This is a genomic window from Pseudoalteromonas pernae, from assembly GCF_039831865.1.
GTDB classification, from domain to species: Bacteria; Pseudomonadota; Gammaproteobacteria; order Enterobacterales; family Alteromonadaceae; genus Pseudoalteromonas; species Pseudoalteromonas pernae.
Map to the genome: position 1 here is coordinate 878,106 of NZ_JBDODM010000001.1, position 24,741 is coordinate 902,846.

Sequence of the window (24,741 nt, forward strand, 5' to 3'; positions counted from 1 at the left end):
GCGCGCTTTATCAAAGCACTTACTATCAAAGAGGTAGATGGCCCACTTTTACGAGAATCACGGTTTGCTCATCCACGTAAGGAGTATGTTCACTCATGTGTGGGCTGCGCAACCATGTGCCTTGCGGGTAGCTGCCGTGTTCGTCAATAAACTCGCCACTGAGGACTAAAATCTCTTCGCCTCCGAAGTGCCTATGCGGCACAAACTGCTCCCCTGGCGGCCATTTTACTAACGCCGTGTGTTCATGCTCGAAGCTATGCAATGGCATAACTTGTAAGCCTCCTTGGCCTGGCTGCCACGATGTTTCATTGGTATTGATACGTACGGTGGCCAAGTCTTGCTCATGAAACTGATTAAGCTTCACGAAAATCACGCAGCCTTGCTCGCTAAACGGTGCATGCACACTGTTGGGTGGATTACGAATATAGGTGCCTGCGGGGTAATCACCGTGCTCATCAGAGAACACACCTTCGAGTACAAAAATTTCCTCACCTAACGGGTGTGGGTGTGGTTTAAAACGCGAGCCCGCCTCGTACTTCACAATGCTGGTTGTGTGACCCGATTCCTTCTCTTCTCGCTCAAGTGGCTTACGCCATACTCCTTTCGCTGGGCTCGCAAGCCAAGGTTGTTCTGCCGTTTTGATCGCAAGCTTTTTGGCAAAATCCATATTTAGCATGGTTACTCCTAGTTAGCTAACACAGGGTGATGTCATAAAATACATTTGTTAAGAATACTGTACTAGCAACAATTTAGTTCAATTAACGCAGCTTCCTCACTGAATAGTATGCTAGGTGCACCGATTATGGTCACAGCACCAAAGTACTATGTTCAGCACTGTTCAACTTTTATACGTTGTAAATGAAACGTTAAAAGGAGAGCACACAATGATACGTTTATTGACCATAATTGCGCTATGCGCAGGTATGAGCACAACCGCATTTGCGGCGTGCAGAGATAATGTTGTTTTGGTACATGGCAATACGGCATCGCCATCAAGCTGGAACAATACGATTAACGAATTACTCAGCAAGGGTTATTCAAGTAGCGAAATTTTTACCCCTAACTGGGGTTCCAAATCTTGCGCAAGTTGCAATGATCATAATGGCAGCGAAGAAACGCCTGTGCGCAATGCCATTCTTTCGGCTATCAACCAATCATGCACTGGTAAGATTGATGTTATCGGCCATTCAATGGGCGTAACCCTTGCTGCACAACAAATCTATAAGCTGGGGATGGCATCAGATGTCGATACCTTTGTAGGTGTAGCGGGCGCTGCTCGTGGTTTGCTCAGTTGCGGTGTTTACCCATACAACGTGTGGAACAGTACCTGCGGCTACTATGGATTATCCGTTGGCAGCCCATTCCTCAATAGCATTTATGGTAAGGCTTTGGGAGATAAAGTGTATTCCATTAAGAGCTACTCCGACCAAATCGTTTGCTCAACGGGCACGTGCTATGTGTATGGCATCCACAGCAGCCGTCTGTGGAATGAAGATGCCACCTTCACCTATGTGCTGGGCCACTTCGGGCTACAAACCGATACCTATGTCAAACAAGTGAGTTTGATTCAGTAGCAAGCATAAAAAAAGCGAACCGCTTGGTTCGCTTTTGGGATAAAAAGGGAGATGTGGCGCCTCCCTTGGACTGGTATCGCGGATGCAATTATTTCAGTGATGACTTGACTGATAACACCACATCTACGGGCATTACCTCCCCCGACACTTTAACAACTTTTAAAGTATGTTGGCCGGGAGCTAAATTATGCTTTTCAAACACTATGCTTTGGACCTGCCTGTAATTATTGCTATCCAAAATAGAGTAAATACCTTGAGAAACACCATCTACAAACACTTCAACGTCCCCCTGATTGGCGGCCTTAGACGTTGCATAGACAATACTTGAGCCTTCAAAATCGTATGTGAAGTAGGCACCATTGACATCAGTGATGTGCATATCTTGATGGTATTCACCTTCTCCCGTATTCGACATTTGCAGCCAATCACCGTCTTTACTGTACACAATTCGCGGATCGTCATCGTTTACTAATTCAAGGCGCGAATATGTGGTGTCTGACGTTGTTCCCACCGTATTTCCAACGCTTTGAATTTGCACTAAACGGTCCACCAACCAAGTGCCATTAGGGTTGATAGCGACATCCAAAGTAGTGACTCCACCGGCTTCAGAAATGGCTTTTACACGCTGTGCCACCTCATCATTGCTGTATTTTAAGCTGCGCTTTACTTGGCCCCAGCCACCAAAAAGAGGGTCTTCCAATGACGTGTAGGTAAAGCCATGCCATTGCACCACAGTTCCGAGTGCTGTGCTCACAGCACCTGACTCAGGAATCGGTGGCAATTCATTGTGTTCACCTTGGGTGTAGTTACTCTGGGGATCATTGGGCACAAAACTGTAATCAAAACCATCGCTGATAGTGATCACCGCATTGGGGTTACCGCTTCTAACTGACTGAGCTAGCTTGTCGGCGACTGGGTATTCGTTTTCAGGGGCAAGGATTTGTTCTGACTCATCGGCCTGATACCAACCATCAAACCACCAGCCAGCAATATGCTCACCCCATGTTTGAGCTCGCTCGCTAACAAAATCCTCGATAAACCAATCAGGGTATTGCGCTTTCACTTTTGTGCCAGTCCATCTATCACCCAAATGTGATGGTAAGTAGGCAATCAGTTTGATGTCTTTTTCTTTGAGGGCTAATGCCAAATCCAATACTAGGTCACGCGTTGGCGTATAATCCGCTTGGTTTGTATTTTGCTGAACAACACACCCAGGTGCGATGTCTTTACTCGGGCAGGCGGGCGAGTGGGCATCGTAAATAGCACTTGTGGTTGAAAGGTACCCGCGATTTTGCGTTATGGTGAAGATAACGTAGCGGTAACCTAGCTTTTGCGCCTTGTCTGCATAGGCTTGCACATCGAAGCCATTAACGTAATTGTTCCACTCGTTGTAATCAGTAATGGTGTACCAAGCGTTATCCAATGTACCACCGGCAAGATAATGGTGGCTGATGCCCCACTTAGCTTCTTGCATCCATTGCACTTCAGACGGCACTTTTTGAGCACATGCGCTCACGCTTGTAACCGCGCTCACAGCCGCAAGGGCTGCCACTGGGATTAACTGCTGGACTGCTTTTTTCATTACTTCAAACCTACCACTCTCTTAACTGTCTGACCTCGAGTCTACATGTTCACATCTTAGTAACAAGTCACAAAGCGCACGATTTAAGATTGAATCTCACACATTTCAAATATGAATAATTGCGCATGATGAGGTTTGCTATATAAAACAATCAGGACTTAAATGACGCTCTAAAACAAGCGCTTATAACAACACAGGACAAAAAAAACTCTTTGCCCCGCTCATATACTTCACAAGTACAATGGCTCTAACAGAAAACACCAAGGTACGAGTAGCTAGACCTCTTGTCGTAACGCCGCCACAACTTTTGGCATTTTTCGTTGCACTACCCAGCCGGATAACACAATAAAGGCAAGGTATACAAAGAAGGTGTTCCACTGCTCGAATAACATGCTACCGATACCTAATAGCAGTGAATAAATAAACACGATGCTAGCTACACAGGCTATGGCGTTGTCTTTTATGCCAGCCGCAACTGGCTCTATTGCGGTCATCTCTCTGACCTTTTTCCACCCTCTACCATGAATTCTTATCCGCGAGTAAAACTCAATGGTTTTCGGGCTCGGTGTTTTGCTTGAGGTAAGCAAGGTAACAACTAAACTAACTCCCAAAGTCATGATAGTTGTTACTAACATGCGGACCGCGAACCATTTGGCCTCCCCTTCATCAGGTAAGAGGTACATCAATGCATTGCCCACCACCACAGCAGTAATGAGCGCACTGATCTCTGACCACACATTGATTCGCCACCAATACCAGCGCGCTATTAACACCACTGAAATTGGAATAATTATCACACTGATGTATTCATATGCTCCTAAAATACTCTCAAGTTGTGTTGTCACTATAAGGGCAACCAAAGTAAGCCCTAACATACTCAAGCGTGCGGCTTTGATGTAATGCGCCTTTTCTCGCCCTTTTACAAGGTAAGGCTCATATACATCATTGACCAAGTAGGACGACCCCCAATTGAGCTGAGTGTCCAACGTACTCATAAAGGCTGCCAGTAATGACGCGACCATGATCCCCTTTAATCCGATTGGAAGAAATTCATCAATCATTCTCGGGTAGGACTGCTCTGCATCTTGAAGCGCAGGGAAGTAAACCAACGAAGCAACCCCAACAATAATCCAAGGCCAACTTCTTAGCACAAGGTGACAGAATGCAAACCAGTACAGACTTAACATCGCATCTTTTTCACTTCGTGCAGCCAAAGTACGTTGTAAAAAAAAGCCAAAACCAGGGGCATAATTCAACCAGCCAATACCCACCAAAATTAAAAACGTAGCTGTTTTTAAATCCCATTCAAAGTCAGGGATCATTTTCAGTGTATCCGCATTAAACCCAGGAGCTGCCTCTACCGCAGCAACAATGCCGCCATGCTCTTGTAAATCAACATACACAATGATCGCTAGCACCACAGAGCCAATAATGGCTAAAGCAAATTGAATTAGGTCGGTGTATACCACTCCATATAGACCAGACATGGCGGTGTACAGCACAGCGGCAACCGCTAATACAACAAGAATCAGTGTTGTAGCAGTAATGCCACCAAACAGAGGAATGCTAAAAAGAGGCTCGGGAGAGAGCCCCAGGATCACCACAATGATTTTCGACATCGCAAGAGTCACTGAGGCAATTATGATGCAATTTACGAAGACACCATCAAACAGCGCCTTGAAAATACGTAAAAAATCAGTGGCTTTACTTTTATCATAGCGCTGTGAAATCAACTCTATTTCAGTCAGAGCTTTAGAACGGCGCCACAGGCTCGCAAAGAAAAACACCGAGATAATGACCCCGATTACACTGACCCACCATATCCAATTGGCGTAAATTCCTTGTTCTCGCACCGCCCCAGCAACAAATAAAGGGGTGTCTGATGAGAAAGTTGTCGCCACCATAGACGTGCCAGCGACATACCAAGGTAAAGAGCGACCTGCGACAAAAAAGTCAGCTGTACTTTCACTGGCCTTTTTCGTAAACAGCAAGCCAATGACCACTGCGGCTACGACATAAAAGGCAACAATTAGCCAATCTATCAAGACCATGTGAATTACCTCATAGCGTTGTTATTATTATTTATGTAAATAGCTATCAAACTTCTTCCATGTTTGAGTCATGTCTATCACCGCACTTTTTTGACGCGCTTCATCCAGCTTGATTGCTGTTAGACCCGCTTGCAAAGCATCGATAATTGATACCGGTAAGGGAGTGCCTTTTTCAAAAAAGGCAATCCAATCCGCCGCCATCTGCTCTTCAGCACCATAGTGCATGGAAATAGAGTCATCATGGTCATAGGTTTTATCCACCAGCGCCCCGGATGTAATACAGTCATGCACCTTGAGGTAGTTACGCACAAAATCGCCTTCCGCCATTCCTATCGTGCCAAACACACTGAAATGGCGATAATCATTTGGCACATTTAAGTTAGTGTGAAAACTTAAATTGACTCCGTTTTCGTACTCAATCAACACGGTTTGGTGATCTACCAATTCCGAGTCATTGTCGAATACTTCTTCAATACCCCTCCAGCGTGACTTACGCTGATGGTATACCGGATATTTTCCTAGGTGCTTATTTTTGGGAATAAAGGTGCGACGCCCACCAAAACTCACTAACTTCGCAGGGCGACTTTTTACCAGCCCCTGATAAAGATCCAAGTCATGACAACATTTCTCCAGCAAAAATCCCCCAGATAACCCCTGATGTCTGCGCCAATCACGCATAAAAAAGGCACCATGTTCAGGTGGGATATGTTCTGATGCTTCGATGCTGGTGATATCGCCCAATTGATTATTCGCCACGGCGGTCATTAAATCTTTATATAAAGGAGCATAGCGTAAAACCATGCCAACCAAGATGCGAGAGAACGCATTATGTTTGGCGATAAGCTCCAGCAGATCATAGGTTTGCTGTTCTGACATTACGATGGGCTTTTCTGCAAAAATTAACAGCCCAGCTTCAATGCCTAAGCGCATATGTTCCATATGCATGTGGTTAGGAGAACCTATCATCAGCATATCGAGCGTTTCATTTGCCAGCATGTCGGACAGTTCATCATAAGCTTTCATAAAAATGCCATGAGACTTCATGTATTCCACTTTCACCGACTCGGGATCCGCATACGCCACCAATTCAAAGTTTGGGATCAACTCATGCATTACCTTAGCGACATAACTTAAGCGATCGCCCAACCCACAAATACCTACTTTCACAATATTTTCCCAGCAACTGGTGTACTTAAGTACCTAACGTTAGAGATGGATAACTTCTGTGGTCAACTCTTGCTAAGAGCCAGCTAAGTAAGGTTTTTATGATGAAACAAACGCCCTGTAGAAATTTTATATACAAAACATTTGTACGTAATACGGCTTATTTACCACCATAAAAAAGTAAAGCATTAGCGCCTTAAAATGCCTCTCACGCCTGTAACCATAAAACCTCTGGGTACAATAAATATTTATCAACGCTGCTCACAAACCCATAATTTTTATAAAAATTCATGTTCCTAATTATTGACCGCGATGAAATAGATACGGTATACACATTAGCCGAGCATCCATTTGCAATGTAGTTAAGTGCACGTTAGTGATTGAAACGACTACACTTATGGATACAACATCGTTTTGAATAGAAGTAGTTAGACGTACTCAATGGCTGAAAAAGAAACTAAATACAAAGCGCCAGCGCTAGAAAAAGGCATGGCCATCATTGAGCTGTTAGCCAAAACCCCCGAAGGACTCAGCCTTACGCAAATATCAGAATCAATGGGGAAGTCGAAAGCGGAAATTTTCCGTATGGTTGCAGTATTGAACGATCTACATTATTTGGAGTTTTATCAAACCGAACGAGTCTATAGACTCTCACTCAAGCTTTATCGGCTCACCCATCGCTACGCGCCTGTGCACCACCTTAACACTGTGGCATTTCCCATAATTCAAACTTTGTGCAATGACATACAACAATCCTGTCACCTCGTTGTGTATTCAGATGGCGGTGGCCTTATTTTGTCGCATCAAGACTATGACACCAACAGCAACTGCTTAACTTTACCCGTTGGCGGGCGTGGACCGCTGACAGATAACTGTGCAGGCCACGTTTTGTTGGCATATGCCACTTATGACAATCGCGAGCGAATGCTCAAAGCCTACCAACACCACCACCCTGATTTATCTTTAGATTTAATGGCGCTGCGTAATATTTGGTTGCGCGTCAAAGAGCAAGGCCATGAAGCCATGCCAAGCCCAGTGCTCGCTGGAGTGTATGATATTGGCGTCCCCATTTTTGACTACTATCACAACGCTGTTGCTGTATTAATGACTTCAATCCTCACCTACAGAGACGAATCGAGAAATCCCAACTTTGACGTCATTACTACCAAGCTAAAAGAAACGTCTATGCTCATCTCAACAAAGATGGGGTTTCTTGAAGAGACATAAGCGTCCGAATTAATCAAAGTTATAAAAATCAACATGTTGAAAGTCAACAAACTCTTCGCAATATCCCATAACTCACTGTTTTATATATCCATAAAATACCTAAGCCTAGTCTCTTACTCGTTCAGCTAGGGCTATACTCAATTAACAGTCTTGTAACGAATTTTGTTTCATTTATGAAACATTCATCCTGACAAAATTTTAACCAAGAAACCTAAATCACCTAACCAATGAAGCGCGTTGACGGCATTTTGGACTTTATATATCACTGAATAAGCATTTGGGCATTTACAAGAACAATACGCGAAGAGCGATGAGGTCAATATGATGAAATTCACCAGAAGCCAAATAGCCTTATCTGTGGCACTTTCTTTAATTGGAAGCGCAGCATTGGCAGAGGAGAACACACCAGCACAGGATGCCAAAAACGATGATATCGAAGTAATCGCCGTTAGTGGCGTAAGACTGAGTTTGAAAGAAGCCATCGCAACAAAGCGCAGCTCCGACAAAATTCAAGATTCGATTGCCGCCGAGGACATGGGTAAATTCCCCGATGAAAACGTTGCCCAATCGTTGCAACGTGTCCCTGGTATCTCAATAGACAGACCAAGAGGCAGCCCGAACGGGGGGACCAACGGCAGCACTGATGGTCGCTTAGGCGGTCAATACGTACAGATCCGTGGCCTGCCCGTTGACTTCACACAGGTCACCCTCAATGGTCGTTCATTGTCGTCTGGCCGTAGCATTGGCCGACAATTTTCACTCGATGTGTTGCCCTCGGAACTGATTGGTCAGCTTGATGTTTATAAAACCGCATCAGCCGACATGCTCGAAGGTGGTATCGGCGGTAATGCCGACATCAAAACCCGTAAACCACTCGATGCCGACGAAGCAGGCTTCTCTGGTGCATGGTCAGCGGAAGGAGTTTACAGTGAACTTGCCGACTCAACAGACCCGCGTATTTCCGGCATTGTGAACTGGAAGTCTGATGATGAAACCTTTGGTGTGCTTGTTGGCGTTACCTATTCTGAGCGACAAACGCGTGAAGATGAGTACTTCTCATGGGGTAATGTAAACTTTGGCCCAGGCACGGGTGACGGTGTTGAAATTCGCCCCGACCTTGCCACTGTGCCTGGCGGCACAAATGATGGCAGTATTGACTACCCTAATTCGCTCTATCCTATTGAGCCACTGACTCAATATTATGGTGATGACAGAACGCGTACAGGGTTAAATGCCGTTATCGAGTTTGCGCCTAGCGATGAGCTAAACGTAACATTTGATGCCCTATACGCAACCTTTGACGTAGATGAAACAGCACTGCAATTACCTGCTCGTTTCCAATTCCGTGGCCCGCAAGATCCTAGCCAATGGGTTGCAGCTGACATCAACGATGTTAATGGTCGCGGTGTAGGCGGTATATTCCCTTTCCTAGTCACCGAAGCGGTAGTTGAAAACGACAACCTAGTGTACGCCGTTGCTCCACAAACACAATTCCGTAGTGTGTCAGAGTTAACCACCCTCGAGTCAGATACCCTTGCGCTAGGCACCCATGTTAATTGGGCACCTCATGATGATTGGGAGCTTGATTTTGATATCGGTTACTCTAAAGGTGAACAAACACGCGACCTCAAAAGCGTGCTGTTACAAGCATTTGCCGATGTAGTTTACGATGCACGTACCCCTGATAACGGTATTCCGGACCTGTACGTTACCGGTACTGATCTGAACGATCCTGCGAACTACCGTGTGGCCTTTGGTAACTCCAATGCACGTGACGTAAAAGACACATCCTTGTCATTTGCCTTTGACGCTAAACGCTTTTTGGATGGTGACTATTTCACTAGCCTAGAAACCGGTTTTCGCTACACGCAACGCTCTAAAGAAATCAATGCATACGTAGGTAACAGCTTCACTGGAGCCAATGGTGTGCCTGATGTACTGCCGACATCTGCCATTAACTTACTAGATTTCCCTGTTGATGACTTTTTAGGTGAAGCACCCAATGCCAACGTTATTCGCAGCTTTGTCATCGGTGATCCGCTTGATTTCCATGCCAAATACGGTGTTGAGCGCCAATTTGATAGCATCAGTTCATTCCAAGTCGACGAAGACATCACCGCCGCTTACATCAAAGCGAATATGGCCTTCGATATTGGTGATGTGCCAGTGAAAGGTAATGTGGGTGTTCGTGCTGTTAAAACGGAAGTAGAAGCAACCGGTGCACTCCCAGTCGAAATTATCATTCGCAGCGCTGGTGACTATGATGTAGTAGGTGAAACAAGCTCTACCAGCAGTGATTACACCAACGTTTTACCGAGCCTAAGTTTAACCGGTGAACTAACTGACGAACTTTATCTGCGTTTTGGCGCAAGCAAAACGGTCACGCGCCCTACGCTGTCGCAGCTTTCACCACGTTTTACATTTAGCACCACCACACTGACAGGCTCTGCGGGTAACCCAGCTCTTGAGCCATTTGAATCAGACTCATTAGATTTATCACTTGAGTGGTACTTCAGTGACACTGGTTTAGCGAGTGCTGCGCTGTTCCAAAAAGACATCGATGGTTTTGTGTTTAACTCCAGTGCGCCAGAGACGATCGCAGGAATTAACTGGGCATCCGTTGACCGCCCACGAAATGCAGCTTCTGCGACTATTTCAGGTGCCGAACTGAGTTATCAAACAACCTTTGATTTCTTACCTGCACCGTTTGATGGCTTAGGTATGCTCGCGAACTACACCTATACAGACAGTGATACTGACTTTGGTGATGGCTTCAGCGGACAAACGTTCAGCTACACTGGCCTCTCTAAAAACGTATATAACTTAGTGACTTACTATGAAAAAGGCCCAGCGTCAGTGCGTCTTTCTTACAACTACCGTGAGAAGTACCTACTGGAGCCATCGTTTGGTTTCTTTGCTGGCCCACGTCATGTAAATGATTATCAGCAGTTAGATTTAAGTACATCGTACAAAATCAATGATAACTATACGCTCACGTTTAACGTAACCAACTTGACCAATGAGCGTTTCGACCGTTACTTCAATAACGACGAATCAATTATCGCCACAACCAACTTTACAGGGCGCCAATATTTCCTCGGTATCCGCGGAACCTTCTAACTAATCGTGTTGTTATAAGTGGTAAACCCTGCACCCAAAGCCCCTTCCTACTGAGGGGCTTTTTTTTCATGGGAATCTAAATACCTTTTGTTATCGGATATTAGTGAGATGCTTCAATTGCTGAAAAATGTAGAGTAGTTAACAGGCCAGCACACTGTTCGATTTGCTTCACACTCATCATTTGTGTCACCTTTTTAGCGCCTTGCTCGATGCTATCAGTTGCTTCTTGATAGACTCTGATACCACTCTCACTGAGTCTGACTAAACTCATTCGGGCGTCTCTTTGATTAGTAACCTTTTCCACCAATCCAATTTTTTCCATCGGCTTGAGTAATCGGGTTACCCCAGACGCCGTTAAGCCAATACTATTCGCTAGTGATGCGCGTTTTAGGCTGCGATCTGACGCAACATTCAGCTTATGCATAACCAGCCATTCAGAAAAGCTCATACCATGTAACGAAAGAGCATTCTCAATAGGTTTAAGCACTTGCCCTTGTGTTTTCACAAGCGCCAAAATCAATTGCATCGAATTTGAAAGTTCTGTCACGATTCTTATTCCAATCTATATAATACAATTAAAATATACTTGACCACTCAACCATTAATCAAGCTTTTACTTTTTATGGAATGCTGATTTATCAAAAGTGATTGGTATGGGGTTTACTTATTTAAGTGCATGAGCGGGTCTGTTCTTGCGCCTTTGGGCAGGGCTTTTAGGGCAGTTATGAAGAGGTTAAAAAGCTCAGATTGAGAGTTTATATCTAGCTTACGGTACATATTCTTGCGATGGTATTTGATGGTCTCGATGGCGTTATCCATCTTTTGGGCAATAAATTTAACTGAGTATCCCTGCAAAGTGAAACGAAGCACTGCACACTCTTTTGGCGTTAAAACAGAACTACCGAATAAATTTAAGGCTTCATCTAACTGCCAGCCCAGAGGCTCTTTTGTTCTTTCGCTATTGGCCAAATACCAATTGCTTATCAATGCACCTATGACGGGGTAAACACTCTCTAAATCAGATATTTCTCGCTGTGAAAAGTTATTTTTACCCTCTGAGCGAACAAGAGACAAACTAAAAAACACCCCATCATCCACTCTAACGATGATGCACACCTCATCCCGAACGTTTATCAAAGAATAAAACAGCCGATAGTACTCAGATTCATAGAAGCCAGCAGGAGCTACACTCTTAAGTGCAAACACTCCAGTCGTTTGAGAATCAACGATGAGCCGATAAAATGGGTCCAGCAAATATGCAACTTCCGCATAATGATTGATTTGTAAATGTTTACTTTCAGATGCCAGCAAGCGCTGGTGAGTGATTTCGGGTTTATCACCAGCTACGTATTTTGTCGCCAGCCCACTTGTTGCATCAACCAACTCCTCCAAGGAGTACAATAGTGTGTTGAGTGAATCTGCGCGTTCGCATTGATTTAGCACCTTGGCTAAGTTTAGGTGCCAAGTAACCCATTTATTATCTTCCATAATTTGATAATGCCCGCCGTCATGTAGAAAAACGATCCCATTTTTAGGGGATCTACAATCCTATCGCCTGATGAAATACTGCCAACAGAATTTCCACCTACAGGAAGCGATTATGACCCGCCCAACTGATTTTGCAATTACCCGAGAAAACTTGCTCGGCACCGATATTGAACCCACCTTTGCTGGTGTACTAAGTTTCTTACGCAGGAAGTACAGTAAAGATTTAACCTATGCTGATGTGGCCGTTACCGGCATACCCTATGACTTAGCCTTAAGTAATCGTGCTGGTGCACGTATGGGGCCACGCTCAATTCGCGCCGCCTCGAGTAACCTGGCTTGGGGTCGGGTCGCACATTGGGGATTTGACCCTTTTGAACAACTAGCGGTAGTGGATTATGGTGATTGTGGTATCGATACCAGCTTACCTGAGCGCGCACCGGAACATATAGAACAACATGTTAGTCATATTTTGGCACAAGATTGCGCCAGTCTATGTCTAGGTGGTGACCACTTTATTACCTACCCTATTTTAAAAGCTTACGCCAAGAAATTTGGCACCGCCATGTCGCTCATTCACTTTGATGCTCATTACGATACGTGGAACGACTCCACAGGAAAAATTGACCACGGCACCATGTTTTATCACGCCGCAAAAGAAGGTCTCATAGAGCCAGAGCGTTCCGTGCAATTAGGTATGCGAACGTCAATTGATGACACCCTTGGCTTTCATGTTTTTGATAACAATCTAATTCATGCCAATCAACCCGCTTATATCGCCAAACAAATCAAGCAAATCGTGGGAGACAATCCGTGTTACATAACATTCGATATTGATTGCTTAGACCCCGCATATGCCCCAGGTACTGGGACACCTGTTGTGGGCGGACTGAGCACCTACCAAGCGCAGCAAATTCTTCGCGCTCTAGAAGGTATAAATGTTGTGGGCATGGACCTTGTTGAAGTATCTCCTGCTTATGATACCGCTGAAATTACATCACTCGCTGCGGCATCACTTGCGTTAGATTTACTATGTTTATATGCCAAGGCTAGCCACAGAAATACACACAATAAATAGCCACACCTGAGAAGCCATAACTAAAATAATAACTAGGAAAATATACAATGCTTCATACAAAAAACTTACCAAACATGTTTGGTTTCAAAGACATGGTTTTCTACTGTGTGTCTGCCATTTTATTAGTAGAACAAATAGCCATGTCAGCCTCTGTGGGACCTTATGCCGTATTTTGGTGGCTTGTTACAGTCATCTTTTTTATGTTGCCCAACACAATGGTTACCTCTGAGCTAGGTGCAAGTTACCCTGAACAAGGTGGCATCTATGCATGGGTAAGAGATGCATTTGGCGCTCGTTGGGGCGCTAGGATCACTTGGTTGTACTGGATTAACATAGCACTGTGGGTTCCTTCTGTGTTCATTATGTTCTCAGGGATGTTATCAGCGATGTTTATCCCTGACATGCGTTTGTGGAGCCAAATCGCAGTTGCTATATGTTTGTGCGTTTTGCTTGCAGCCGTGAACAGCTTGCCGCTTAACTACACAAAATGGGCTCTGTCCATTGCCACACCATTGAAGTTTATTATCGTATTGGTTATTGGCTTCGCTGGCATCAATTATGGCATGAGCAATGGCTTCGCCAATGATTTAAGTCTCGCAACAGCAACCTCGGATTGGTCTGCTGGGCTGGCTTATATCCCCGTTATTGTTTACGGGTGTTTAGGGCTAGAGTTGATTATGTCCGAGAGTAAGAAAATAATTTCTCCAGATAAAAACATCCCAAAAGCGATGTTCGCCTCGGGTCTGATCACCGCCATTCTATACGTGTTTGGTTCCGTTGGCGTGTTAGCGGCAGTCCCTGCTGAGGAAGTGGAAATTGTGACTATTTTTGCAGTCACACTGCAGGAGCTTTTCGGCGGAACGCCTTGGGGCGATAAGCTGGTTTTAGTGCTAGGCATAGCAACATTGTTTACCTTTTTTGCATCAATGATTGCGTGGACCCTAGGCGGCAATGCGGCGATGGCTGAGGCAGGCCAAGAAGGTGAGATGCCAAGACTATTCGCTATTTTGACCAAGAAGTACGACATGCCGTTAGGCTCCGCCGTCATACTCGCCAGCGTATGCGTCCTCATGTTGATAGTGTATGGTGTAATGGCTAAAAACGCAGAAGAATTATACTGGACCTTGTTCTCGTTTGGCGCAATTATCTTCTTAATGCCTTACATCGCGATGCACTGCTCATTTTTAAAGTTGAGACTCAGAGATCCACTTAAACCTCGCCCATTTAAAGTACCCGGAGGCATGGTGGCTGCGCACCTAATCGCAGGGTTGTGTATTGGCATTTTAGTGATGTCGATTACGCTATTCTTTTGGATCCCTGGAGAGCCATTTGACCTAAATTATGTATTGCAAGTAAGTATCGGTTTACTGATTACACTCCTTGTCGGCGAGGCGTTAGTTAGACGAAGTGAACACACACTAAAGCACAGCAAGTTCGCACCACACGTCTAACAAGGTCATCAGGTGTCATTGAGCCTGGTAATTTCAACTAGGCTCAACACCAAGCTTTGTAACTCAATCATCTATGCAACCTCATAGCTCAGCGTTTTTGTGGGAGTACATCTTGTGTAGGTTTAGGAGCTTGTCTTTGAGTCGCTGTGAGTAAGTGACAAAGTTTGTCAGGGCGCCAGCGTCTTTTCTGTTGGTATCAGCCAGTAACATTAACAGTTTACGCTGCGCTTGATTGAGGTGAAGTTGCAAGGACTTCGCCGCCTTATCGATTTCATCATTTTTGGGTTGGTCGAGGTGTTCACTGGTGTGGGTGAACAGGGTGAGCGTATCACTCGAGAGCTCGCGAATAAGGATCAAAATATCACTTTTGAGCTCAATAAATTGATCATTCATTATGCGTTTGCTTTCGAAAAGATCGGTAATTGAATCATGAATTTGGAACAAGTAATCGAAGCGATTAATTTGCAGCATTAACTCTCGTGACTGCTCTTCATCATTGATTTTACTCACAATCGTCGTGAAGTAAGTAATGTATTCCTTCTCTACAAAGCTGGCATATTCCAAACGCTTTTGAGCCGTGTCTTGAATGCCCTTGTAGTTTGTTTCTAAGCTTAGCGTGACTTGGTTGTAGTTCTCTTTTAAAAAATTGAGCAGCTGTTGATTACCTGACTCGAGCTTGTCCACAACGTGCTGAAACTCTTCATCTTCTTGGTAGGTTGGTAACTCAAGGCGCTCAAAATCCATCTTCCCCTCCCCCAGTAGGAAATCCACAAATCGCGTAAAGGGGTTAAGAAAAAGAATAAACACCAAGCTGGCAACTACATTGAAAATAAAGTGGATATTCGCCAGCGCGATTGCTGGGTCCATGGTGACTTCACTGAGTTTATTGCCAAAGAGTAAAATGAAGGGCAAGAACAACAACACTCCCCCCACATTAAACAAGAAGTGACTAAGCGCCGCTTTCTTCGCGGCGATGTCCATACCAAATACCGCTATCATAGCCGTTGCCGTGGTACCAATGTTGGCGCCCATAATGATAGGCACTGCATTCTCCAGCCCCAGTATTCCTTGTTGTGTAAAGACGATTGCCAGCCCAGTGGTTACCGAGCTTGATTGCACCATAGCAGTAAATACACAGCCCACTAAAATTGCAATCAGCGGGTTTTGCGGTTGCGTTAAAATCTCGATGAGCGCGGGGTTATTTTGCAGCGGTGCAAGTGACGAAGAGATCAGATTCAGGCTGAAAAACACAAAACCAAAATAGAAAATGGCCTTACCAAAAATCGAAAAACGATTACGTGTCAGCGACAAGAAAAAGCCAATAATAATGATCACTGGTGCAAACACTGTGAGTTTAAATGCCACCAGCTGCGCTGTGATTGTGGTACCCACATTTGAGCCAAAAATGATGCCGACACTGTTTTTGAACGTTAATACACCCGCGTTAACAAGACTGATAGTGATCACTGAGGTGGCCGAGCTTGACTGAATAAAGGCCGTAACCACCGCACCAATCAATACACCCACAATCGGAATGTTCGTAGCCCGGCTCAAAGATTTGCGAAAGCGTTCACCCGAAATGCTCTCGATTTCACGGGAAAAGTTCTCGAGCCCAAAAATAAATAAAATAATGGCGGTGAGCCCAGCCATGGCTATCGTCAGGTTTTCCATTCGTTTATAAGGTACTGATATTATTAATCAACATCGATACAAAAAGCATAGGTTTGCGCACCCTATAGCGCAATGATCGAGCACAAACTAACGTGAGTTTTGTAATCGCCCGCGGAGGTAAAACACATAATTTTGAGTATTTACCGCTACAAGGCTGGAAAAGAAGCAATAAATTAGGCAAGGTAGACATCTTGTTGTAAACAGAGTGTGAACAAATGAAAAAGTGTGCAGTATCCTTCATGTTGTTGTTGGCTGGGGTCTTTTCTAGCTTTACGTGGTCTGCGAATTCACTGCACTTTGTTGCCGAAGATTTATACCCCCTGCACTTTGAGAATCACGATAAAGAGCCACAGGGCTTTTTAGTGGATGTGGTAAAAGCAGTGCTAACACACTGTGGCTGCGATGGCCGGGTGGAGATTATGCCTCAAGCGAGGGCGTTCAAAGAGTTACAAGAGACTCCAAATATCCTAATGATGTCTCTACTGAAAACTCCTAGCCGTGAACAGCAATTTAAGTTTTTGGGGCCAGTGTATAACGCCCACGCTTATTTGTTGGGCTTAAAAGAAAGGCAATTTACACTTACCGACTTGCAAAGCGCACGTGGTCTGCGCGTAAGCACAGTTCGCGGTTACTATAGCCAACAGTATTTAGAGCAAGCCGGCTTCTCACTGGAACGCGATTTAGTATTGGCACCGGAGCCAGCTAGTTTGATGAAAATGCTTTACAAGGAGCGCACCGACTTGGTGCTGACTAATACCTTATCCTTGGATAAAGAGCTCAAAAACATTGGCCTAAACCCAAGGTTACTCGAGAAAAAACTGCGTCTAAACGACTTCCCTAATGAGCTACACATCACTGCCAATAAACAACTGCCGCAAGAAACTGCCGATAAAATCAGCGCATCCCTTCAAGCAATTAAAGAGTCTGGGCACTACCAAGCGCTGCTAAATAAATGGCAACTTAAATTAGAAACGGAATAAAGCAAACTTGCACGTTTAATTAGTCAAACTCAAAGCAATCAAGCTTTGCGCAAGGTAGTAAGTGGCAAGAATCGCCCCTTGGCTCCATGCATAGCCTTTTACGAAGCGACGGTAGGCAAGAATAGAGTCTGACACCATAAACAACACGGCTCCGACAAAGGCATACAAGCCCAGTTCGTAACCGGATACTTGAAAGAAACTATAGCTGGTCAGCACCATCAAAGTAAGTACTGTGGCGTAGGCATAAACAGGGATCCGTAATTTACCTAATTGCTTGTTTAATATCGTTATTAATAACCCTGCGTAGGCAAGTAATGCCACCAGTAACACAGTACTCAACGCAAACTCCGAGGTGTGAGTAAAGGCAATCACATACGCGACATGGGCCACAAAGAACGCTATTAGCCCTTGCAAGAAATAGTCTTTTTTCAACATCAAGAAGATGTCGCCAATCAAGGACAACGCCAAACCCGCAAATACCCAATAATGCACAGGGGTAAATGTGCTGGTTTGTGCCCAAGCCAAAGCAATGACTAACAGGGTTGTTAAGGGTTTAAAGACATAACAAAGCACATCTTTTTTTAAGTAATCAGCAACAATATGGCTAAATCCAGACAACACGATAACTAGCAGTAAGACGTTGAACATAATCAGTATTTTCACAAAATAATTGCGACCAACATACGCAGTATGAGTGCAAAATACAACGGCAAGAAGGTTGCAGTGTGGTTTGTAAGCGGGCAATAATTAGAGTGAGTCAGTGCTTATTTATGCAACTGGGTTAAACACCCTAAAACGACCTCAGCCTGCTAACGCACATCTCACCCACAAAAAAGCCACTTCGTTGGAAGTGGCTTGAGAGGATACAGAAAACCAGAACTATACCTACTTATAGCCCCCGCTTCCCTGTAATAACTTGTGCCTTCAATAGAGCCTGCCCATGGGTGTGTGACCCGCCCTCATGAATTCACAAGTATGGGGGTTAGTGTCTATTTAACACCACGACCATCACAACTGTTTTCAGTTAGGTAGTCGTATGCTGCTTTCGCCTGAACGAGGCCGTGACCATATTTATAGTCGTAACCTTCATCACCTAGGTCTTTCGCTGAATTAGCTAAAGCAGCACGGATCTCATAGTTGTTACAATGCGGGAAGTAGCTCCACACCAACGCAGCTACACCAGCAACGTGCGGGCTCGCCATTGAAGTACCACTCATGTAAGCGTACAGATCCTGTGTATTGCCTGGGATTAGATTTCTAGCAACCGTAGAGACAACATCTACACCTGGTGCAGCCAATTCAACTTGAGAAGTGCGTTGTGAGAATTCTGCATGCTCCATTTGATCATCCACTGCAGCAACTGACACCACACCGTCATAAGATGCAGGGTAGCTATGCGTCGCATTACCATCGTTACCTGCGGCGGCTATCAATAACACGCCTTCCTTTTCTAATCGGGAATAGGCGCGCTCTTCTACCTTGGTCGAGAAGGCACCGCCCAAACTCATGTTTACCACCTTTGCGCCCGCATCAGCACAGTCATTCACAGCCCCCGCTAAGTCGGACGCATAAACGAAGTTGCCATTGTCGTTGAATACGCGTGCAATGTGCAGCTCTGGCATACCTGAACCAATCACACCTGTTAAGGTATTTTCGCCTGTACCATCTAAACCTGCGATCGTGCCAGCAACGTGCGTACCATGACCATGGCCGTCTTGATACCAAGGACCTGCTCCCTCGCTGTCACCATCTACCGTTGATGAAGGCAGGTCGCCGTGGCCTAAGTCATAACCCGTGTCGACGATACACACCTTGATACCGCCCATATACTTTAGCTGATCTGCCTGAACCATTGGCAAACCGTAAGGTACATAATCTGCAAAGTTTGCTGGTTCCGCGTCAATTTCCATTTGCGGTATTGCAAAACGCTTAGCATCAAATTCTGCCGATTTGATAGCTTTGCTGTCTTTGATTTGTGCATATACATCTGCATTGATAGTCGCTGCAAATGAGTTATCAATATCTAATTCACGAACGATTGTTCCGCCAGCAGTTTCAATCGCAGAGATTAATTCCGCCTTGTTGCCTTGATGATACTCAAACACTACGCGTACTTCGCGGTCTTGCGTGGCATCAGGATTATTAACTAATTCAGCATTGGCAGAAAAGGCACTAGCCACTAATACGGCAATTAAACTTTTGTTTTTCATTTCGTTACTCCTTATTCTGACTCTGTTTCTTTGTTTTTATCCGGGCAACTGTGTGTTTGAATGTTGCCATTCATGGTGCCTGCATTGAAATACCCAGCATAAGGACCACTATCCAAGTTCATAGCAGTAACAACACCGTGGAAGTTTCCTTTGCCTTCTCCAGTATCTACGAAGCACGCAAAGCCAGTACCTTCACCTTGCGCCTGAGGATTTTTTGAATCATAGCTAAATTGCGCTTCAAATTGATTTTCGCAATTACAAGGAGTTCCATTCTCCAGATCCTCTATCGCTCCGAGTGTACAAAAGCCAAAATCATCTACTTTTGCGTTGAAACTCACGCCGCCTACTTGTTCAAAGTCAATGGCTGAATGGTCGATGTAGTTCACTTGACCTGACGCTTCTTCCCCACAGCTTTCAACATTGAAAGTGAAGACTGCATTTTTGTCGCCACCCGCAGATGCCATGGTGCCGCCACCTGTCATCTTATGCTCACCGACAAGAGTACAGCCCGTTGACAATGTGCCTACTAACAGAGCCATTGTGATTACTTTTAATTTTTTTTGGACCATCGAGTCCCCCTATTTGATTCTTGTTTATTGGGATTTTGCGTATGGGTTTATCACGCAAAGTTTTGTGGCTTCGCTGGAGAACAACCTCATAGGCTTCAGTAAGGAGTCAGCGCATAATCATTGTGGTTGGGGCCCAACGCCTTACTGATGAAGGGACAGTTTATGGGTTTACAATTAATTAAAATATTGAACATATAACCCAATTTTCTGAGTCTTGAGACTTAAGTCATTTGACTCAAAAAAGGGAATTGAGCAGCTTAATCAACTGAAAAAAATGAATTATTTGTAAAACAACGATTCTTTACATTGAAATAGGATTTTACGAAGAGCGGCCTGGAACAGGCCGATTGGGATGAGCTTATTGATTCAATAGTTGTTGGTATTTAACTGTGGCTTGTGTGCGATTTTCTACCTCCAGCAGTTTGAATATCGTATAGGCATGAGAGCGTACCGTTTTCTCAGAGATATTGAGCTCATTGGCTATCGCTTTATTACTCAAACCTGAGGCTATCAAGGCCATGACTTTTTGCTGCTGCCGAGTAAAAATAGGTAAGCTCGCAGACGCACTAGGCACATCTAATATTTTACCGATGTCAGCATGGTCATCGTCTAAATACTTGGCGATGAGTTTAACGATGTCAGTATCAATTTCCGTTTTCGATACGAACGCAGAAGCCCCTGCTTTTAGGCAGGCATTCATGCTTTGAAAGTCATCATGTGCACTGATGATAATAAGCGGTAATGCGGGGTAGTTTTGGGCAATGTACTGCGCTCCCTCAACGCCTTCGCATCCCGGCATGGATAAATCGACGATGGCCAAATCAAGGTCGTCTTCTTTGTCACCCAACAGGCGAAAAAGTTGCTGATAGCTGTTGGCGCTGTGGATAACAGCATCAGGCCATATAGCCTTTATTTTTTGCTCTAGTGCGAACACAAAAAGCGGGTGATCATCAGCAATCACAACCTGAAAAACACTCATTGCTTTAATCCTCTGATGAGAAGTTGCTCTAACTTTTTAAGCTTTATGGGCTTTTTCATAAAGTACGCACCACACCCTTTCGTTAGACGTATCTTGGCATTTTCATTCCCAGAAACATATACGATCACACCACTGTTTCTCAACTTTTGCCGATAATCGCCCATATGTTCAATGCCATCTTTAGCTTGTGCTAAGTCCACATCAGAAATAATTGCAGCAAAATCATCATCGCTACACGCAATAAGTTCATCTGCATTTGTAAAGCCATGAACCTCATACCCTATCTCGCCAAGTGCGCTTGCCAGCCAATCAAGTTGTTGAGGGTCATCTTCAACAACTGCCAGCTTAGCGTTCACTGGAGATGGCAGTTGCGAGTCATCCTCACAATGGTTCTCAGTGAGCGTTACAGTGGGCAGCACAAGCTCAAAAATAGCACCGTGCGGATGCCCATTGCGATAGTTTAAGGTGATATTCAAAAGCTCTGCTATTTTGCTCACCACAGATAAGCCCAAACCACTGCCTGTGTAAGTGTGGGTTCCTCGAGAAAAAGGCGTTATCGTGTCGAGGCTGATTTCATCCGGTAACCCCGGCCCAGTATCTTTCACTGTTAAATGGCATTCATCACCGACGAGCACAGCACTAATGGCTACCTCACCGTTTTCTGGGGTATTTTTAATGGCATTATCGACTAGGTTGTTGACCAAGCGTAAAAGTAAGTGACCGTCTGTATGGACCCTCTGGTCGGCCGTCGCTGTCAATTTCAATGTCAGGTGTTTGGACTGGCACAGCGGTGAAAATACGTTATCAACAGACTGCAAAATATCGACAATAGCCACATCGCCTTTTATAGGCTCGATGATCCCAGCATCAAGTTTTGACAACTGCACAATGTTGTCCGTGAGATGATCCAAACTCTCTACGATGCTGCCGACATGCGCGTCGCTTCGCGCTTTTGGCGAGTCATCCGGCGAGCGCTTAACCACATTGAGCTTTAGCAAACTAACAAGGTTTCTTAAATCATGACTCGCGCCAGTAATGAAACGCGCCTTTTCTTGCTGCTCTTTAATGCGCATTCGCTGCTTGTGCTCTAGCTCTTCAGTAGTTTGCTTGATTTGATGCTGTAACTCACGTGTGTACGCGTCTTGTAGGGATTGTTGCTTCTCTAAATAACTCAGCCTATCGAGTTTGTTGCGCATTATCAGGCTGTAAATCCAAACAATAAACGCGGCGAATAAAAGCGTGTATAAGATAATTGCTGGCAGCTGCAGCCACATTGGCGGCTTAACTTTGAATTGAAATTTAAGGGTATTGCTTAGTGTGCCGTTGTTTAAACGGGCGCGAACAAAAAGCTGGTATGTGCCGGACGATAAGGAAGGCAGCGTCACCAAGGTTTCCTCTTGCTTTGTCCACTCCCCCTGCTGGGAATTCAGGGCGTATTCAATGAGGGTATCGTCATTGAGCGATGTAAAACTCAGTGCAGTTTTGAATGCCAACATATCCGGCGCGGTAAATACTTGCTCGTCGTCATAAATAGTGAATGACTGGCCGTCGACCTTAGAACTGACCCAATTTAACTGAGGCCGAGGTTTGCTCGGCACCTTATCATGAAATATCGTTAGCCCATTAATGCCCACATTTATGGTGCTGTTATTTATTTTCGTGCAGCCAAACTGAATGCTTTCACGATGGCTCAGGCCATCATCCATGGTTAAATAGCTTTTTAAAGTCAGCGTGTTATCAAATACAGCCACCCCGTTGTTAGTTGACACTATCCAGTCGTCATCCAAATAAGGCGCCATACACAAAGTGACCTTGTTGATTAACAAGTCATTGTCGTCAATTTCAATTACTTGAAATCCCTCTGGCGTGGACGAAACACGAGATAAACCATGCCCTAAAGAGAGCATCACTAACGAGTCGTCACTTTGCTCGATACCCGTTAAATTCTTCTCTTTGACTGAAATTTGCCAATTTTCGGGGGCCCTCTCACTCTGCCAATCCGCTATTAATAACCCGTCTTTGAATGTTGCTATAAAGAGTGTGTTGTCTCGCACGGTTACACCAAAAGCGAGAGCGGTTGGCAATTGCGTACGCCACTGAACAACATACTTGTCAGCGTTTTCGCGCATAAACACCAATTCATCAAGATACAACAGTAGCAAATCGCCTGATGCGAACTCGTATACATCCGACAACGGCGTCGTCTCTTTCGCTAATTCTGGCATAAGCGCACCTAGAGGCTGCCACTGGCCATTAGCGTAGAACAAGGCGCCCGAACGATAGGAGTTTAAGTAAACCCGGCTGGGCGTTTCAATAAAGTGAACTGGCTCAAAGGCCTCTGGATAGTCTTGCTGCTCAAGTAAAGTAAGCTCACCGCGCTGCTCTTCAAAATACAGCAACGAATTAGACCCCGCGACCACCAAACGCGGCATCTCATTTACATCAATAGCCGCTGCCGACAACGGCTCTTCGCCAAATAAGGAATCAAAATCGGGGTAGCTTGAAATGGCGGCGTAGCTTGAGGGTAACAGATACAACCCCTCCATCGCGCCAATAAGAATATCGCCGTTCTCGCTAAGCAAAAGGCTTTGGTAATGCAGTCGTTTGTTAAAGATGTTTTTATGACGCTCAGTGGTCAATAAACGGATATCGCTCAGCGCTGAATCAACAACAAATAAGCCTTCGCTGCTTGTCATAAAGAGTTTGCCACCTTCGAACACAACGCGCCCCGCTGAGGCAACTTCGCCGCTATTGTTCACCAAGCTCACAGCTTCACATTGTTGCTCGTCGCACCGATGTACACTCCCGCCGAGCGACACAACCCAAAGAAAATTATCACTATCGACTGTGTAGCTAATGACTCTGCGTTCGCTCGGTACGGGATACGCGGGTGTGAGTGCGAAAGTGTGCGGGTCAACCCAGCTAAAGCCATCGGCTTGTTTGATTAACAATCGGCCATTAATGGCGACTTGGTTATGTACGGCTTCGAACGAATCAGGAGCGTTTGCAACGCTAAGATCCGTTGTATCAATCAACACTAGTTGGTTATCAGCAAGTACCGCTACGCGGCTATCATCCCATTGAATTAAGTCGATGAACTCCTGCGCTTCAGGAAGAGTGGGAACGAAGTCAGTCACCTTGTAACTCAATGTATCAAGGCGTTCGATACCGTGGTTTGATACCACCCAAAGACCATACTGATGATCAATCAGCAGCTCGTAAATATAACTGCCTTTGAGCCCTTGCTCTTCGTGCGACGGGCCAAATGCAACCACCTGATTACCATCAAGCATGTTTACGCCATCTTGGGTAGCGACCCAAAGCCGAGCAAACTTATCAAACTCGATATCTTGTATGGGGTTGGCTGATAGGCCATCGTCTACATTCAGCGTACTGGCATTCACACTATGTTGGTGCTCAGCTTTGAGAACGAGGTTCGCGTGTGCATGCGTGGCAAACCCAAGTAAGCAACTCAGTACCACCAGAGCCAGCAATGTATGAGGCCTAAATTTCATCATAGAAGTATTTTGAAGGTTAGTAAGTTATCGCTAACCTTAGTCTGCACTCAAATCTAAACACCGCGGCAGTATAACGAGAAAA

The 24,741-nt window shown here is 45.0% G+C and carries 18 protein-coding genes; 6 read left to right on the forward strand and 12 right to left on the reverse strand.

The window, feature by feature from the left end; genetic code table 11:
- Window positions 1-25 precede the first annotated feature (25 nt).
- Window positions 26-676 (reverse strand): cupin domain-containing protein, encoded by a 651-nt coding sequence (locus V1358_RS03825; protein ID WP_347392645.1) that lies wholly within the window; start codon window positions 674-676, stop codon window positions 26-28.
- A gap of 208 nt (window positions 677-884) precedes the next feature.
- On the opposite strand from V1358_RS03825, the gene V1358_RS03830 reads away from it, so the two are divergent.
- Window positions 885-1,574 carry an alpha/beta fold hydrolase gene (locus V1358_RS03830; RefSeq protein ID WP_347392646.1) on the forward strand — a complete coding sequence of 230 codons (690 nt, stop codon included), beginning with the start codon at window positions 885-887 and terminating at the stop codon, window positions 1,572-1,574.
- An 88-nt stretch (window positions 1,575-1,662) separates the two neighbouring features.
- Here the strand turns inward: V1358_RS03830 and V1358_RS03835 are convergent, their stop codons facing one another.
- The 3 genes from V1358_RS03835 to V1358_RS03845 all read right to left on the reverse strand — a co-directional run bounded on the left by V1358_RS03835 (window position 1,663) and on the right by V1358_RS03845 (window position 6,374).
- A complete protein-coding gene (locus tag V1358_RS03835; protein WP_347392647.1) occupies window positions 1,663-3,156 on the reverse strand; it encodes a hypothetical protein in 1,494 nt (497 codons plus the stop codon).
- A 275-nt stretch (window positions 3,157-3,431) separates the two neighbouring features.
- The gene (locus tag V1358_RS03840) at window positions 3,432-5,207 is read right to left on the reverse strand and encodes a sodium:solute symporter family protein (RefSeq protein ID WP_347392648.1); all 1,776 of its coding nucleotides are present in this window, start codon (window positions 5,205-5,207) and stop codon (window positions 3,432-3,434) included.
- Window positions 5,208-5,234: 27 nt separating this feature from the next.
- Window positions 5,235-6,374 carry a Gfo/Idh/MocA family protein gene (locus tag V1358_RS03845; RefSeq protein WP_347392649.1) on the reverse strand — a complete coding sequence of 380 codons (1,140 nt, stop codon included), beginning with the start codon at window positions 6,372-6,374 and terminating at the stop codon, window positions 5,235-5,237.
- Between the two features lie 438 nt (window positions 6,375-6,812).
- Here V1358_RS03845 and V1358_RS03850 point away from each other — a divergent pair, with 438 nt between their 5' ends.
- Together V1358_RS03850 and V1358_RS03855 are read left to right on the forward strand one after the other, a co-directional pair.
- Entirely contained in the window at window positions 6,813-7,598 is a 786-nt protein-coding gene (locus tag V1358_RS03850) for an IclR family transcriptional regulator (RefSeq protein ID WP_347392650.1), read from the forward strand.
- A gap of 321 nt (window positions 7,599-7,919) precedes the next feature.
- Window positions 7,920-10,718 (forward strand): TonB-dependent receptor, encoded by a 2,799-nt coding sequence (locus V1358_RS03855; protein ID WP_347392651.1) that lies wholly within the window; start codon window positions 7,920-7,922, stop codon window positions 10,716-10,718.
- Between the two features lie 100 nt (window positions 10,719-10,818).
- Here V1358_RS03855 and V1358_RS03860 read toward each other — a convergent pair whose 3' ends face one another.
- Both V1358_RS03860 and V1358_RS03865 read right to left on the reverse strand, forming a co-directional pair.
- A complete protein-coding gene (locus tag V1358_RS03860) occupies window positions 10,819-11,265 on the reverse strand; it encodes a MarR family winged helix-turn-helix transcriptional regulator (protein ID WP_347392652.1) in 447 nt (148 codons plus the stop codon).
- A 113-nt stretch (window positions 11,266-11,378) separates the two neighbouring features.
- On the reverse strand, window positions 11,379-12,206 hold the full coding sequence (locus V1358_RS03865) for a helix-turn-helix transcriptional regulator (RefSeq protein WP_347392653.1): 828 nt from the start codon (window positions 12,204-12,206) through the stop codon (window positions 11,379-11,381).
- Between the two features lie 112 nt (window positions 12,207-12,318).
- Here V1358_RS03865 and speB point away from each other — a divergent pair, with 112 nt between their 5' ends.
- Both speB and V1358_RS03875 read left to right on the forward strand, forming a co-directional pair.
- Window positions 12,319-13,281 carry an agmatinase gene (gene speB, locus V1358_RS03870; protein WP_347392654.1) on the forward strand — a complete coding sequence of 321 codons (963 nt, stop codon included), beginning with the start codon at window positions 12,319-12,321 and terminating at the stop codon, window positions 13,279-13,281.
- A gap of 47 nt (window positions 13,282-13,328) precedes the next feature.
- Window positions 13,329-14,732 carry an APC family permease gene (locus V1358_RS03875; RefSeq protein WP_347392655.1) on the forward strand — a complete coding sequence of 468 codons (1,404 nt, stop codon included), beginning with the start codon at window positions 13,329-13,331 and terminating at the stop codon, window positions 14,730-14,732.
- A gap of 81 nt (window positions 14,733-14,813) precedes the next feature.
- Here V1358_RS03875 and V1358_RS03880 read toward each other — a convergent pair whose 3' ends face one another.
- Window positions 14,814-16,403: a Na/Pi cotransporter family protein gene (locus V1358_RS03880; RefSeq protein ID WP_347392656.1), complete on the reverse strand. Its 1,590-nt coding sequence runs from the start codon at window positions 16,401-16,403 to the stop codon at window positions 14,814-14,816.
- A 215-nt stretch (window positions 16,404-16,618) separates the two neighbouring features.
- Between V1358_RS03880 and V1358_RS03885 the strand changes: the two genes are divergently transcribed.
- Window positions 16,619-17,383 (forward strand): substrate-binding periplasmic protein, encoded by a 765-nt coding sequence (locus V1358_RS03885; RefSeq protein WP_347392657.1) that lies wholly within the window; start codon window positions 16,619-16,621, stop codon window positions 17,381-17,383.
- Between the two features lie 15 nt (window positions 17,384-17,398).
- On the opposite strand, the gene V1358_RS03890 is transcribed toward V1358_RS03885, so the two are convergent.
- The 5 genes from V1358_RS03890 to V1358_RS03910 all read right to left on the reverse strand — a co-directional run bounded on the left by V1358_RS03890 (window position 17,399) and on the right by V1358_RS03910 (window position 24,659).
- Window positions 17,399-18,046, reverse strand: a complete 648-nt coding sequence (locus tag V1358_RS03890) for a lysoplasmalogenase (protein WP_347392658.1) — start codon at window positions 18,044-18,046, stop codon at window positions 17,399-17,401.
- A gap of 326 nt (window positions 18,047-18,372) precedes the next feature.
- Window positions 18,373-19,593, reverse strand: coding sequence for a S8 family peptidase (locus V1358_RS03895; RefSeq protein ID WP_347388878.1), 1,221 nt, complete (start codon window positions 19,591-19,593; stop codon window positions 18,373-18,375).
- A gap of 11 nt (window positions 19,594-19,604) precedes the next feature.
- Complete coding sequence (locus V1358_RS03900; RefSeq protein WP_347392659.1) at window positions 19,605-20,162, reverse strand: hypothetical protein; 558 nt, start codon at window positions 20,160-20,162, stop codon at window positions 19,605-19,607.
- Window positions 20,163-20,520: 358 nt separating this feature from the next.
- Window positions 20,521-21,141, reverse strand: a complete 621-nt coding sequence (locus V1358_RS03905) for a response regulator transcription factor (RefSeq protein WP_347392660.1) — start codon at window positions 21,139-21,141, stop codon at window positions 20,521-20,523.
- The gene (locus V1358_RS03910; RefSeq protein WP_347392661.1) at window positions 21,138-24,659 is read right to left on the reverse strand and encodes an ATP-binding protein; all 3,522 of its coding nucleotides are present in this window, start codon (window positions 24,657-24,659) and stop codon (window positions 21,138-21,140) included. The genes V1358_RS03905 and V1358_RS03910 overlap by 4 nt, the downstream gene beginning before the upstream one ends.
- Window positions 24,660-24,741: the final 82 nt, after the last annotated feature.

What these genes read in the sequence shown, in the direction of transcription:
- V1358_RS03825 (WP_347392645.1), bottom strand. Translation starts at nt 676, where the DNA reads ATGCTAAATATGGATTTTGCCAAAAAGCTTGCGATCAAAACGGCAGAA.
- V1358_RS03885 (WP_347392657.1), top strand. Translation starts at nt 16,619, where the DNA reads ATGAAAAAGTGTGCAGTATCCTTCATGTTGTTGTTGGCTGGGGTCTTT.
- V1358_RS03905 (WP_347392660.1), bottom strand. Translation starts at nt 21,141, where the DNA reads ATGAGTGTTTTTCAGGTTGTGATTGCTGATGATCACCCGCTTTTTGTG.
- V1358_RS03880 (WP_347392656.1), bottom strand. Translation starts at nt 16,403, where the DNA reads ATGGAAAACCTGACGATAGCCATGGCTGGGCTCACCGCCATTATTTTA.
- V1358_RS03875 (WP_347392655.1), top strand. Translation starts at nt 13,329, where the DNA reads ATGCTTCATACAAAAAACTTACCAAACATGTTTGGTTTCAAAGACATG.
- V1358_RS03900 (WP_347392659.1), bottom strand. Translation starts at nt 20,162, where the DNA reads ATGGTCCAAAAAAAATTAAAAGTAATCACAATGGCTCTGTTAGTAGGC.
- V1358_RS03830 (WP_347392646.1), top strand. Translation starts at nt 885, where the DNA reads ATGATACGTTTATTGACCATAATTGCGCTATGCGCAGGTATGAGCACA.
- speB (WP_347392654.1), top strand. Translation starts at nt 12,319, where the DNA reads ATGACCCGCCCAACTGATTTTGCAATTACCCGAGAAAACTTGCTCGGC.
- V1358_RS03835 (WP_347392647.1), bottom strand. Translation starts at nt 3,156, where the DNA reads ATGAAAAAAGCAGTCCAGCAGTTAATCCCAGTGGCAGCCCTTGCGGCT.
- V1358_RS03910 (WP_347392661.1), bottom strand. Translation starts at nt 24,659, where the DNA reads ATGATGAAATTTAGGCCTCATACATTGCTGGCTCTGGTGGTACTGAGT.
- V1358_RS03855 (WP_347392651.1), top strand. Translation starts at nt 7,920, where the DNA reads ATGATGAAATTCACCAGAAGCCAAATAGCCTTATCTGTGGCACTTTCT.
- V1358_RS03865 (WP_347392653.1), bottom strand. Translation starts at nt 12,206, where the DNA reads ATGGAAGATAATAAATGGGTTACTTGGCACCTAAACTTAGCCAAGGTG.
- V1358_RS03850 (WP_347392650.1), top strand. Translation starts at nt 6,813, where the DNA reads ATGGCTGAAAAAGAAACTAAATACAAAGCGCCAGCGCTAGAAAAAGGC.
- V1358_RS03840 (WP_347392648.1), bottom strand. Translation starts at nt 5,207, where the DNA reads ATGGTCTTGATAGATTGGCTAATTGTTGCCTTTTATGTCGTAGCCGCA.
- V1358_RS03895 (WP_347388878.1), bottom strand. Translation starts at nt 19,593, where the DNA reads ATGAAAAACAAAAGTTTAATTGCCGTATTAGTGGCTAGTGCCTTTTCT.